General features: G+C 42.8%; 13 protein-coding genes and 1 riboswitch. Of the genes, 6 read left to right on the top strand and 7 right to left on the bottom strand.

Annotated elements, in window-relative coordinates; translation table 11 throughout:
* The first annotated feature begins 131 nt into the window (after positions 1–131).
* Positions 132–953, top strand: a complete 822-nt coding sequence (nadE, locus tag AABM38_RS19820) for an ammonia-dependent NAD(+) synthetase (protein ID WP_423407909.1) — start codon at positions 132–134, stop codon at positions 951–953.
* 39 nt (positions 954–992) lie between these two features.
* On the opposite strand, the gene AABM38_RS19815 is transcribed toward nadE, so the two are convergent.
* Positions 993–1,337, bottom strand: coding sequence for a hypothetical protein (locus AABM38_RS19815; RefSeq protein ID WP_335378267.1), 345 nt, complete (start codon positions 1,335–1,337; stop codon positions 993–995).
* 237 nt (positions 1,338–1,574) lie between these two features.
* Positions 1,575–1,658: riboswitch (cyclic di-GMP riboswitch) on the top strand.
* 306 nt (positions 1,659–1,964) lie between these two features.
* On the opposite strand from AABM38_RS19815, the gene AABM38_RS19810 reads away from it, so the two are divergent.
* A complete protein-coding gene (locus AABM38_RS19810) occupies positions 1,965–2,189 on the top strand; it encodes a hypothetical protein (RefSeq protein WP_423407908.1) in 225 nt (74 codons plus the stop codon).
* A gap of 50 nt (positions 2,190–2,239) precedes the next feature.
* Here the strand turns inward: AABM38_RS19810 and AABM38_RS19805 are convergent, their stop codons facing one another.
* The 5 genes from AABM38_RS19805 to AABM38_RS19785 form a co-directional block, all read right to left on the bottom strand.
* Complete coding sequence (locus tag AABM38_RS19805) at positions 2,240–3,430, bottom strand: acetyl-CoA C-acetyltransferase (RefSeq protein WP_423407907.1); 1,191 nt, start codon at positions 3,428–3,430, stop codon at positions 2,240–2,242.
* Positions 3,431–3,547: 117 nt separating this feature from the next.
* Positions 3,548–4,990 carry a GntP family permease gene (locus tag AABM38_RS19800; protein ID WP_423407906.1) on the bottom strand — a complete coding sequence of 481 codons (1,443 nt, stop codon included), beginning with the start codon at positions 4,988–4,990 and terminating at the stop codon, positions 3,548–3,550.
* A 447-nt stretch (positions 4,991–5,437) separates the two neighbouring features.
* Positions 5,438–7,033, bottom strand: a complete 1,596-nt coding sequence (locus AABM38_RS19795; protein ID WP_423407905.1) for an acyl CoA:acetate/3-ketoacid CoA transferase — start codon at positions 7,031–7,033, stop codon at positions 5,438–5,440.
* Positions 7,034–7,084: 51 nt separating this feature from the next.
* Positions 7,085–7,810 (bottom strand): beta-ketoacyl-ACP reductase, encoded by a 726-nt coding sequence (locus AABM38_RS19790; protein WP_423407904.1) that lies wholly within the window; start codon positions 7,808–7,810, stop codon positions 7,085–7,087.
* A gap of 315 nt (positions 7,811–8,125) precedes the next feature.
* Positions 8,126–9,007, bottom strand: a complete 882-nt coding sequence (locus AABM38_RS19785) for a LysR family transcriptional regulator (RefSeq protein ID WP_423407903.1) — start codon at positions 9,005–9,007, stop codon at positions 8,126–8,128.
* A 148-nt stretch (positions 9,008–9,155) separates the two neighbouring features.
* Here AABM38_RS19785 and AABM38_RS19780 point away from each other — a divergent pair, with 148 nt between their 5' ends.
* Positions 9,156–9,464 carry a phosphoribosyl-ATP pyrophosphohydrolase gene (locus AABM38_RS19780; RefSeq protein WP_423407902.1) on the top strand — a complete coding sequence of 103 codons (309 nt, stop codon included), beginning with the start codon at positions 9,156–9,158 and terminating at the stop codon, positions 9,462–9,464.
* 72 nt (positions 9,465–9,536) lie between these two features.
* Here the strand turns inward: AABM38_RS19780 and AABM38_RS19775 are convergent, their stop codons facing one another.
* Positions 9,537–10,052: a DoxX family protein gene (locus AABM38_RS19775; protein WP_423407901.1), complete on the bottom strand. Its 516-nt coding sequence runs from the start codon at positions 10,050–10,052 to the stop codon at positions 9,537–9,539.
* Positions 10,053–10,312: 260 nt separating this feature from the next.
* Between AABM38_RS19775 and AABM38_RS19770 the strand changes: the two genes are divergently transcribed.
* The 3 genes from AABM38_RS19770 (at position 10,313) to AABM38_RS19760 (ending at position 13,197) form a co-directional block, all read left to right on the top strand.
* The gene (locus tag AABM38_RS19770) at positions 10,313–10,768 is read left to right on the top strand and encodes a DinB family protein (protein ID WP_423407900.1); all 456 of its coding nucleotides are present in this window, start codon (positions 10,313–10,315) and stop codon (positions 10,766–10,768) included.
* Between the two features lie 95 nt (positions 10,769–10,863).
* Positions 10,864–11,259, top strand: coding sequence for an HIT family protein (locus tag AABM38_RS19765; protein ID WP_423407899.1), 396 nt, complete (start codon positions 10,864–10,866; stop codon positions 11,257–11,259).
* A 243-nt stretch (positions 11,260–11,502) separates the two neighbouring features.
* Entirely contained in the window at positions 11,503–13,197 is a 1,695-nt protein-coding gene (locus AABM38_RS19760; RefSeq protein ID WP_423407898.1) for a serine hydrolase, read from the top strand.
* Positions 13,198–13,238 lie beyond the last annotated feature (41 nt).

Genomic DNA, 13,238 nt, shown 5'->3' with positions numbered 1-13,238 from the left:
ACGTTTAATTTTTCAATATAACGGTATAGTTAAAGATAGGCGGCAGTTTGGGATGTGTAAATCTAGACATTAAACTGTATAAGAGATATGCTCTTTAATAATAACTTTTTCAGTGATCAAGGAGGTTTATTATGAGTTTGCAGAAACAGATTATTGAAGCACTGAATGTCCGTCCCGAAATCAATCCGCAAGAGGAAATCCAGAAGCGGATTGGCTTCCTGAAGGAATATTTACAAGCTTCGAAAGCAAAAGGATTTGTGCTTGGAATCAGTGGTGGCCAGGATTCGACGCTTGTAGGAAGGCTGGCTCAATTAGCGGCTGAAGAGCTGCGTTCTGAAGGGGTCGACGCAAAATTCGTTGCTGTCCGCCTCCCGTACAAGGTTCAGAAAGATGAAGAGGATGCGCAGTGTGCACTGGATTTCATTAAACCTGATAAGACGGTCACCTTCAATATCCAGCCTGCTGTTGATACATTCAATATACAATTTGAAGAAGCGATTGGCGATTCTCTTACAGATTTTAATAAAGGGAATGTTAAGGCCCGGATGAGGATGATTACACAGTATGCGATTGCCGGCCAGGAAGGTTTGCTGGTCATCGGCACAGACCATGCAGCTGAAGCAGTAACCGGATTTTTCACAAAGTATGGCGATGGCGGAGCCGACTTGCTGCCGCTCACTGGGCTGAACAAGAGACAGGGAAGGGAGCTTCTCAAGGCATTGAATGCTGAGGAAAGATTGTACTTGAAAGAACCGACGGCTGACCTGCTTGATAACAAGCCGCTTCAGGCTGACGAGACAGAGCTCGGAGTGAGCTATGAGGCAATTGACGATTATCTGGAAGGAAAGCAGATTGCAGAAGGTGATGCTGCGAAAATTGAGTCCAGATATAGGGTTTCAGAACATAAGAGACAGGTACCTGCGTCGATGTTCGACTCCTGGTGGAAAAAATAAAGAAAAGCCTGGCCGATCGGCCAGGCTTATTCATTGCCATTATTCAAGTTCTGTCATGGCAAAACTTCTTGGATCTTCTTTTTCAGTGACCTTGTCAATTTTGTCTGTAAACATTTGAAAAACTCGCTTTTTCTCTTCAAGTTCCTTGATGTATTCCTTCAAGTTATTGAATTTTTGTTCAAATGGCTGGTGGTACAATTCACGGATCTTTCTGTTCAGATCCGGATTAACGGTCGATTGGACAACCTGCTTAGTGATGTTGTATTTATATGTATAAACTTTTAACTCGTTTTTTATCTCTTCATATTCCGCATCAATTTCATTCAAAATTTCTTCTATTTCCGCTTTCCATTCATCTAGCGACATTTTAACATGCTGTTCCATAAGGATCCTCCTGCCATTTCGCCTATATTCAAGCTTCGTCCTTTTATTTTATCAATCTAGTTTTACATAGGTATTGCGGCTTTATTACATTGTGAAAACAAAAGGCTTTTTCTCTAAATTGATAGTTCCTATTAATATAAAGAATAAACAATTTGATATAGGAACAAAGATTCATTTTTGTTAGAAAATGGCGAATTTTGTTGAATTGATGGTTCGTAAGTTTTATATTTTAATTAGAACAGAAAAAGGCAAACTTATCGAAAGATAGGGACGCAAAGCCACGAGTCTAAGGCATTTTGCTATGATCGTCGGGTTGCCAAAAAGGATCGGATGCATGACCAGATGGGTCAAAGGTGTTGTTTTGACTTTTCCGAAGAACCGCCATCTTTTTGGAGGATTTTTTATTTGTACCTGTATTGCATGATATTTGGTTTACTCAATCCTTGAAAAAACCTTATAAAATGCGAAAAGTAGCGAAAATGACGTTTGCAACGCGTTAGAGAGGTTAAATAATACTTAAGTAACTTGACAGGATAAATAAAAGATACTCCTTTTGGCAGATTTGTTCAATTTCAGCATCGGGTTTTTGTCAGCAGGAAAAAGATTAAAAGAAAGGTGGAGGAATAATTGACTGTTTTGTTTGGGACTGTAGAGTATTTTGAACGTGAAATTGAGTTTCATTTAGCAGAGGTGGAAAAGAGAGAACGACTGCAGGAAGAAATCAGTCAAATCCAGGTAAAACTGGAGGAAGAACTGCTTAACGATTTCATCTGTGATGAGAAGCTTCGAATGGAATGCCTGCAGAATCTATCAAATGCCTGCAGCAAATTAACTGAAGATTATGTTGTATAAAATCTATTAAACTATAAAAGCCTGTGGCCGCAGCCACAGGCTTTTATCTATTAATCAACTACATTTTCGATAATGGTTGCCACACCCATTCCTCCGCCAATGCAGAGAGTCGCCAATCCGTATTTTTGTTCTCTCTTTTTCAATTCATGAATCAAAGTGACGAGAATTCTCGCACCGCTCGCCCCAATTGGATGGCCAAGTGCGATTGCTCCTCCGTTGACATTGACGTTGTCTTCGCTCATGCCAAGCTCTTTCATTACGGAGAGTGCCTGTGCTGCAAAAGCTTCGTTTGCTTCAACCAGATCAATGTCAGTCAATTCCATTTCCGCTTTTTTAAGTGCTTTTTTAACAGCATCGACTGGACCAATACCCATGATGGAAGGGTCAACACCAGCAGAAGCATTTGCCTTGATTGTTACAAGCGGCGTAACACCTAGTTCTTTTGCTTTTTTGCCGCTCATGACAACGACAGCGGCTGCACCGTCATTGATTCCAGAAGCATTGGCTGCTGTTACCGAACCGTCTTTTTTAAATGCAGGCTTTAACTTTCCTACCTTCTCAAGTGTGCTGCCGAATTTAGGATGCTCATCTTGGTCGATGATGATTGGGTCGCCTTTACGCTGTTTTACCGCGACAGGAACGATCTCATCCTTGAAGCGGCCAGAAGTGATGGCTGCTTCAGCCTTGTTTTGGCTTTTTACTGCAAAAGAATCCTGCTCATTACGGGAGATTTCATATTTATCTGCAAGGTTCTCAGCGGTGACACCCATATGATAGTCATTGAATGCACAAACGAGTCCATCTCCAAGCAATGTATCAACTAGTTTCTGGTCTCCCATCTTAAAGCCTTCGCGTGCACCTTTAAGAACGAATGGAGCCTGACTCATGTTTTCCATGCCGCCTGCAACGACGATATCTGCATCTCCGGCTGCAATTGCCTGATACGCAAGATGGACTGCTTTCAATCCGGAGCCGCACAACTTGTTGATTGTCATGGACGGGCAGGTTTCTGGAAGTCCAGCTCTTATGGCAGCCTGGCGTGCAGGGTTTTGGCCGAGACCAGCCTGCAGTACGTTCCCCATGATGACTTCATCAACCGCATCAGCACTGACATTTGCTTTTTCTAAAGCTGCTTTGATCGCTGTTGCTCCTAAATCTACTGCAGAAACACCAAAGAATGCGCCGCCAAAGGCACCGGTCGCTGTTCTGACAGCACTTGCGATTACAATTGTATTTTCCATTTTTCATGCCCCTTTCGAAGTAAGTATTCTAAAGGGGGGACTGAATCCCCCTATATTTATAATCATAATGATTCAGGTAAAAAATGTCACTTTCCAGCACAACTGGAGGTCACGGTATTATACAAGTCCAGTAAGTTTGTAGATTGCAATAATGAAGAATACTGCAAGCGTTTTAATAACAGTGATCATGAAAATATCTTTATAGGATTGTTTATGTGTTAAACCTGTAACAGCAAGCAATGTGATAACAGCTCCGTTATGCGGAAGCGTATCCATACCGCCTGATGCCATGGAGATGACACGGTGCATAACCTCTGGCGGAATGTTGAATTGAGTGATCGCTTTCATATAGGTGTCTGCCATCGCACTTAAGGCAATACCCATTCCGCCGGAAGCGGAACCTGTAACCCCCGCAAGAGTAGTTGTTGTCACTGCTCCATTGATTAACGGATCTGAGAAAGTGGTTGAAATTCCTTTACTCACAACTGAGAATCCAGGAAGGGAAGAAATGACTCCGCCAAATCCATACTCGGCACCTGTGTTCATAGAAGCAAGCAATGCTCCTCCGATAGCGGTATTAACCCCAACCTTGAAGCCTCCTGTAACACCTTTCCAGTTATACAAAAGGGTAGCGATAATCCCTAGGATCAGTGCTAATTCAACAGACCAGATTCCAACGACTGCTGGAATTTGGATGGTTCCGTAAGCATCAAGCCCAATTTTCGAGAAGTCAAAGCCATTAGGATACCACTTAGGAAGATTCACTGTGAAAAACTTGTTTGCTACTCCAACCAGGATTAATGGAACGAAAGCCAGTACTGATTTTAGAGTGCTTGCGTGTGCGGTCATATCAATTTTTGCTACGCCTTCTTCTAATGCATCTGCTTCGGCAGCTGCTGCTGATTCAGCGTTATCAAATCCGTAAAAACCTTCGCCGCGTTTAGCCGCTCTTTTTCTAAGTGTTTCAAGGTACATCATACCAAGGCTGAAAACGAGAATCGCACCTATGATACCCAGTGTTGGTGCTGCATAGATATCTGTTCCAAAAAAGCCAGTTGGAATAACGTTCTGGATTTGCGGTGTACCTGGAAGTGCATCCATAGTGAAGGTGAAGGCACCAAGCGCAATTGTTCCAGGAATGAGTCTTTTTGGAATGTTTGCTTCCCTGAATAAGTTTTTGGCAAAAGGATAAATGGCGAATACTACTACGAACAGGCTTACGCCGCTGTATGTTAAAATTGCGCCCATCAAAACAATAGCAAGAATTGCCCGTGTACCGCCAACTAGTTTAATGATTGATTTAGCGATCGATTCTGCAATTCCGGACATTTCAACAACTTTACCGAATATAGCACCAAGCAAGAATACAGGAAAATAGCTTTTGATAAAACCGACCATTTTTTCCATGAAGATATTGCTGAAGAACGGAAGTACATGGCTCGGATCTGTCAGCATTACTGCAAGAAGCGCTGCTATTGGTGCAAACAGAATGACGGAAAATCCTTTGTAAGCTGTGAACATCAATAATCCAAGAGCGAGGAGAATAATAAATAGCTCCATATGGGAATCCCCTTTCTAATACTCAAGATGTTGTCTATGAATTGTTTGTTAAAAGATAAGAAAGTATAAATTTCACTTCGAGAAATGTCCAGCTCCAGCGCCTAGCCCCTCGAGTCGCATGTCTAGTTTCGCCTCCTAGAAACTCCGAAACTTCAACTCCGCCGGCAGAAGCAAAAAGCGCTTCTTTGTCGGAGTCTCCAGTTTTTGCGTTTCTGGGCAGTCGGCTACACATTTCGGTTTCGGTCCTCCCAATGAAGTCAAAGAACGACTTCACCGGTCGGCCCTTCGACGGACACGATGTTCTAGTGCTGACGTTGCCACAGGACGTGGCGGGTTTAGTCGGCCAGCGCTTGTCGGACTTGCACAGGATGTGCTGACGGCGACGTTGCCACAGGACGTGGCGTAGTTAGTCGCCGTTCATTTTACAAGGCGCTTGCGCTTTTCTTATTATACTGCTGTATATTTACGGATGCTTGCTGGTTTTTCATCCTTTAAACCCATAGGTTCATTCAGGAAAATCCTGCTGTCCATTAGTTTTAAGTCTTTAGCAATTAATGGCCTGAAATTCATTTGAGACAGGATATCTTTTTCCAGATTGATCCCTGGTGCAATTTCTGTCAGTGTAAGACCTTCGGGCATTAGTTCGAATACTGCACGCTCTGTAATATAAATCACTTTTTTCTTGTTTTCACGGGCTACATCTCCGCTGAACGTAACCTGTTCTACTTCCTCCAGGAATTTTCTTGCTTTGCCTTCCTGAAGGATTTCAAGCTTGCCACCATCCGTCTGGACCTTTAATCCGCCGGCAGTAAAGGTTCCGCAAAATGCAATCTGGCGGGCATTTTGCGTGATATTGATGAATCCACCGCAGCCTGCTATTTTAGGGCCGAACTTTGATACGTTGATATTGCCTTTGCCATCACATTGTGCAAGGCCAAGGAACGCTGCATCAATCCCGCCGCCATCGTAAAAATCAAACATATATGGCTGATCTACGATAGCTTGTGGACCGATTGAACATCCGAAATCAAGGCCGCTGGCCGCCGTACCTCCAATTGCCCCCGGTTCCAAGGTTGGTGTGAACTGGTCATTCATTCCCTCTTCCTGAAGGACTTTTGCGATTATTTCTGGCACTCCGATTCCATAGTTTAATACTTTAATATCTTCGTTCAAAAGCATTGCTGCACGGCGGGCGATAATCTTACGCTCGTTTAGCGGATATGTTTTATCAGATAGCTGATGAACGACGTCTCCGCGGTAGAAATCCTCATTCAGCTGCGTGCCAAATGTTTGCATATGATTTGCAGAGTTTTCAACAACGACAACATAATCGACCAAAATTCCCGGAATGGCAACCAGCTTAGGATCAATCGTACCGTTTTTCACGATTTTCTCTACCTGTACAATTACTTTACCGCCGCTGTTGCGTGCATTCATTGCAATGGAAAGGATTTCAAGCGTTAGCGGTTCTTTTTCAAAACTAATGTTACCGTTTTCATCTGCAACCGAACCTTTCAGAAGCGCAAAGTCAATCTGCTGTGTTTTATAGGCAAGATATGGTTTGCCATCGAAAGTTATTTTTTCGACGAGTTCATCCTTCGTAACTTCATTCAGTTTTCCGCCATCAAGATCAGGATCAACAAAAGTGCCAAGACCCACGTGAGTAACTGTTCTCGGTTTGCCTGCGGCTCCATCACGGAACATTTGCGAAATGACTCCCTGTGGAAGGTTATAGGCTTCGATTTTGTTATTGACCACAAGAGGCTGGAACTTAGGCGCAAGTCCCATATGCCCTCCGATGATTCTTTTTACTAACCCTTCGTGGGCATAGTGGTTCATGCCGCGGTCCACGCCATCTCCATTCCCGGCAGCATAAACCAGGGTTAAATTCCTTGGTGACTGTTTTTCAATGAATCGATTTTCTACTTCTATATAGATTTCTTCTGCAACGCCCACGCCGATAAAACCACCAAGGCCAACAACGGAATTGTCGGTGATCAGGCTTGCTGCTTCTTTAGATGTAATGATTTTTAAAGAAGACATAGTAAACACCTCATTATTTGTTTTTCTTTATTGTCCAAATGAGTGAGTCGGTTATAGTCTTAATCCGCCTGTTACTTCAAGAACGTGACCGTTCACATAGCTTGATTCATCACTTGCAAGGAAAAGGACAGCATTCGCAATTTCTTGTGGCTTTCCTAGTCGGCCAAGCGGAGTTTTTTCCCTGATTGGCTGGAGGACCTTGTCTGGCACAGTAGCCATCATTTCCGTTTCAACATATCCCGGGGCAATCGCATTGGAACGAACAGCTGCGCCTTTGCGCGTGAATTCCTTTGCCCATGTATAAGTCATGCCGATGACACCAGCTTTAGTAGCAGCATAGTTTGTCTGGCCGACGTTTCCGTATACACCTACGACAGAGGAGATGCTCACGATCGATCCTTTGCCATTGTCCATCATGACAGGCGCTACTGCCTGTGTAAGGTTAAAGACGCCTTTCAGGTTGACATCAATGACTGCATCCCACATATCTTCAGTCATCTTTTGGATTAAGGCATCACGTGTAATTCCGGCATTGTTGATAAGAACATCTATAGTACCAAACTCGTTTTTAACTTCTTCGACAAATTTCGCAACCTGGCCACGATCCGTTACATTTAATTCTACATGGCGTACATTTGGCAAATGGTATTCTCCAGTTCCCATATCAAGAGAATAGACTAATTTTGCACCTTCTTGCGCAAACGTTTCCGCGATTTGGCGTCCAATCCCTCTTGCTCCTCCTGTAACAATAGCAATCTTGCCTTCCATTCTATTCATAATGTAAGCCCCCTACATGAGTTAAATTATCTACAATCTAAATGTAAGCGTTCACAATGATAAAATGAAATACATATAATTCATATTTGGAATAACTTTTGGTTATAAGGAAACGAAAAAGCTGCGCTAAAGCTTCGTGGAGACTTACCGTCTTCCCTGCGGAAAGCAAGGATACTAGAGGGGAAATTAACTTGTTAAACGCAGCGAAGTTTACGAAAACAGCCATTAAAAAAAGAGAGAGCACGGTCTAAATGCCGCGCACTCCCTAAATAGTAGATATGAGATTTCCATTAATCTAAAAAGGATCATGAATCGCTATTTGATATTTTCTTTTACATATTCAATAAATTTCTTGGCTGCGAAGCTGACATACCGATTTTTCTTCAGGATGATGGCAATCCGCCATGTCATCTCAGGATGCTCAATGGGGATTTGCTTGATGCTTTTGCTATTGAAACGGGCTAAAATCGGCCTTGGCATAATGGAAATTCCTTGATTTAGGCAGACTAACTCCGTGAGGAAATCCCATTGTGAACTTTTGAAGTAAATATTCGGTTCAAAACCCGCCTCCCTGCATGCCTTGACTACATGGTGATGTAGCAGGAATGTTTCGTTTAACAAGGCGAATGTTTCATCTTTTAAGTCCTCGAAAACGACCTTTTCACGGTTTGCAAGCGGATGATCATTGTGTACGATTAGCACTACCTTATCCTCAGTTACCGGGATATATTCAATCCGGTCCGAAAGTTCGGGCAAAATGACGAGTCCAAGGTCAACATATCCCTTTTCAACCATTTCATATACTGTCACCGCGCCATTTTCGATAATCGAAAGGTTTATGCCTGGATAATCATTTCGGAAGTTTGCTATCAGAGGGGGGAAATAGCTAGTGCCAATGACAGGCGGAATTCCGACACTTACATTCCCGGTCCGCAAATTTTTTGTATCCTGAATGGATTCTGTAATGGAATCCATCGCTAAAAGAATCCTTTGCCCCTCTTCGAACAGTCTTTCTCCAGCATCCGTTAAAGACATTTTATGTTCAGATCTGTCAAACAGCTGGACACCAAGGTCCTCCTCAAGCTTTTTGATCATTTTACTGAGAGCGGGCTGGGAAAGATGGAGGTTTCTTGCGGCAACTGTAAAGCTGTTATCTTTAGCAACCTGTACAAAATATGATAATTGGCGAGTATCCATCCTATTTCCTCCGTTTATTTTAAAGGAGTTCATTGTTAATATTGTACCACAATCCTGCAATTCCCAATTCAGCTCCTGAGATAAAATGAGTTTGAACCTATAAGATAAAGGATATGTTTATCTAGAGGACCTCAAAAGGAGAAATGACATGGAGAAAAAAGTACACAACAAGCTTGTAAGAGATTATTTTCCCGAATTAATGAAAGAAAAGGGAAGGGAAATCGAATTTGAAGTTTTAGACAGCAAGCAATTTAGTGAGAAATTAATGGAGAAATTCAATGATGAAGTTGAAAAATTTCGACATGCTGGCACAGACAGGCTGCTGAGTGAAACGGTAGATCTTTTGGAAGTAATTTATGCCATTGCAGAGCACAGAGGCATAACGGAGTCCGAAGTCGAGTTCATGCGCCAGCTTAAAAAGAACCGCAGTGGCGGTTTTAGAAAAAAATCCTGTTAAAAACACTATCAGATTAAAACCGGAATATAAAGATCCCCTCCGATTTATTCCTCGGAGGGGATCTTCTTTTCATTAAACGGCTTTATGTGCCTGCTCAGGTGTTTGTTTAAAGACAGTTTTGCGAATGAACGGAACAACCCAGCGGTCTAAACCATACTTGCCAGCGTTGAATCCAGCAAATAGGATGATGAATCCGAAGAAGATGTCAGTTGGATTGTGAGATACTGTTCCAGCAAGGAAGAAAGAGAAGTTCATCACAATGCCGAAGAACATTGCCGCAGTTGTTAAGCATCCAAGAATAAGTCCAAGTCCAATCAGGAATTCACCAAGCGGAACAATGAAGTTGAAAAGGTCGACATTTGGAATAGCGAAGTTATCAAGGAAAGATACATACCAGCTGTAAACCATGTTTCCATCCGGGCCTTTAACCGGATTGGCAACAGCATTTTTCAAAAATCCAGTAGCATCGAAACCTTCACCAGTTAATTTTCCCCAACCAGCGTGCATCCAGTTATATCCGAGCCAGACACGCAGGACAGTCAAAAGGCCAGCAGCAACATTGTTTTCTCTTAACCATTTCGCGAACATCTAAATCGCTTCCCTTCAAAAATAAGTAATGAATGATTACACTTATAAAATAGCAAATGAATTTGTATAAATCTGTGAATAAAGTGTGAAGACACAGATCAGCCATAATGTTTTGAACAAATTTTGTCAGTCGTTTTCCTTATTTACCATTATATACCTAACAGGGTATGCAGTAGAGCCAATCCGAATTCCTTGCAGCATATAATCCCAGAAATTAGAATAAGTATAGTACGTAATATAAGCTGGGAAGGAGAATGAATGTGAGTGAATTATTATTTAAGCAATTTGAAATGACGAGAGGATTTTTCCTAAAAGAGGTTGCAGCGATTTCTGCCGAGCAGGCAAGTGTCCAGCCAGAGGACTTTAACAATACCATCCATTGGCATATTGGTCACGTATTAACAGTGACTGAGCAATTTCTGATGGGGTTTCCTCAAAAATCAACTCATCTTCCGGCACATTACATAGAGCTGTTCGGCAATGGAACTCGTCCGGCAGATTGGAGTGGAGATATTCCTTCTGTCGAGGTGTTAACTGGGCAATTAAAGGAGCAATTAGGAAGAATAAAGGAAATCCCGGCAGCGCTGCTGGATCAGCAGCTTAAAAAGCCATTTCTCGGCCTTGAAACTTTTGGGGAACTTGCAAATATGGCGTTGTTCCATGAATCCTACCATCTTGGACAGATCCATGCGATGAAAAGATTAATAAAGGAATAGTTTTAGATAAGCAGCGCTTATAATAGACGCTGCTTTATTTTTATCGGTCAACCGATGCTAAATCAGTCTACTTTTAAAACTGGAGGTTCAACATCATGTCCCATGAAGGATGTCCATATTGTCATTTATTTGCCGATGAAGAACAGGAAATCGTCTTTGAGAATGAGACATGCTATTTCATCCAAAAGGAATCAGAGCAGCAAGTCCTGATTGGCAGCGGCTTGATCATTCCAAAACGCCATAAATCTGATGTGTTTCAGCTATCAGCCCAGGAGTGGACAGATACACAGGAACTTCTGCAGCGTGCCAAAGAAATGCTGGATCAACAATACTCGCCTGATGGCTACAGTGTCGGATGGAACACAGGCGAGGCAGGGGGACAGTCCATTTTCCATGCACATCTTCATGTCATTCCAAGGTTTAAGGATGAGCCATATGCAGGCAGAGGAATCAGGTATTGGATCAAACAGAAGGAGAATATGCGGAGTTAAAAAGAAAACTAGTATAGTAATCTTTTAAGCTATTGATCCCTCATGTAATCAGAATTTTCCCAATTAATTTGAATCTAAAATCCCGGGCCGGATGTCCCGGGTTTTTGATTTTTAAATGCTTCTTGGGCCTATGGTGGTATAGACATCTATACTGTTACTTAGATAGTCTAAAGGTACACTATGAAAGCCCTTTCATAGATTTCAACTTTACTAAGAGAGCAATTGCTCAGAAAAGGAGGAAACATGAAGAAAAAACCACTCACAATTGCGTTAGCTGCTGTACTAGGTACTGGAGTGATGATTCCGGTATCATTTGCAGAAGGCTATCCAGGACCTGGTTCAACAATTGAACAAAGGGAGGGGAAAACCGCGACTGAAAAAGCTCATCCTGTCTTTTCATGGGACAGGCCTGGTCCATTATCACCGGTGCTCCACAAAGGCTCAGTCCGCGGAGCAGGAATGGTTCAGGGACCGCTTGATGAAATCGATGGACAAATGGAAAAGATGATTGCTGATGGGGTTATGCCTGGCGCTGTAGCGTTTGTTGCCCGCAGAGGACATATCGTCAAACAAGAAGCTTATGGATATGCGTACAAATATGAAGATGATCAATTAACCGAATCGAGTAATCCTATTAAGATGCAGGAAGATACAATTTTCGACCTTGCTTCTATCAGTAAAATTTTCACAACCACTGCAGCAATGATCCTTTATGATCAAGGCCGTTTTGAATTGGATGACAAGGTTGCGAAGCATATTCCTGAATTCGCTGAAAACGGCAAGGAAAATGTGACAATCAGGCAGCTGCTTACTCATACTTCCGGTTTTACTGCATGGGTACCTCTATATACAAAAGGAAAGAGTCGTGAAGACAGAATTAACCTCGTTTTAAAGCAACCTTTAAGCAATGAGCCGGGCAGCACATATACATACAGCGATCTCAACATGATCACGCTCGGTGTCTTGATCGAACGCCTTTCAGGCCAGCGGCAGGATGAGTTTGTTAAGGAACATATCACTGGGCCGCTCAACATGAAAGATACAATGTATAATCCTCCTGCTTCCTTGAAAACCCGCATCGCAGCCACTGAATATCAGCCATGGACAAACAGAGGGATCGTCTGGGGAGAAGTACATGACGAAAACGCATGGTCACTGGATGGAGTTGCCGGCCATGCTGGAGTGTTCTCGACAGCTGCAGACCTTGCCAAGCTTGCCCATATGTATTTGAATGACGGCCGCTATGGAAGTGTCCAAATCCTCAAGCCGGAAACCGTTAATAAAATTCTTGAAAACCAGATTCCACAATTCCCGGGCGATGACCATGGATTAGGCTGGGAACTCGCACAGGGCTGGTTCATGGACGCATTATCAGAGGGATCTACGATGGGTCACACTGGCTATACGGGTACATCGATTGTAGCGAATAAGAACAATGGAACGATTGCGATTCTGCTTACGAACCGTGTTCACCCAAGCAGAAACACCGTTTCAACGAATGTAGCCAGAAGACAGCTGGCAAGACAGGTTGCAGATGCGATTCCTGTTGATATTCCTGATGGATCTGCATGGTTCTCTGGCTACGGAGATAAGATACAGCGCTCTTTAACAGCAGAAGTGAACTTGGACAGCCCTGCTAAACTATCATTCCAAACATGGCACCGAATTGAAGCACAAGCTGATTATGGCTACCTTGAAATATCCGATGACGGAGTGAACTGGAAAGAGGCAGCTGTCTTTACCGGCAGCAGTGTTGACTGGGATCAGTTTGAAGCGGATATTCCTGAAACAGCAAAATTCATCAGATTCCGTTATAAGACGGACAGTTACACGAATGGCCGTGGATGGTATCTCGACAATATTAAACTAGTAAATTCTAATGGTGAACAAGTACCTGCCGAGTTTTCAGGAGAAGGATGGAGTCAGCGAGATTATTGACCCGTTAATTTTCTATGATTTGGATAAAATATGAAAAATGG

Origin of the sequence: Heyndrickxia sp. MSNUG, assembly GCF_049532715.1 — a bacterium.
In the GTDB taxonomy this organism is placed as follows: domain Bacteria; phylum Bacillota; class Bacilli; order Bacillales; family Cytobacillaceae; genus Mesobacillus.
The sequence above is the reverse complement of the archived record's forward strand: the minus strand, read 5'-3'. Positions and strand labels throughout refer to the sequence as shown.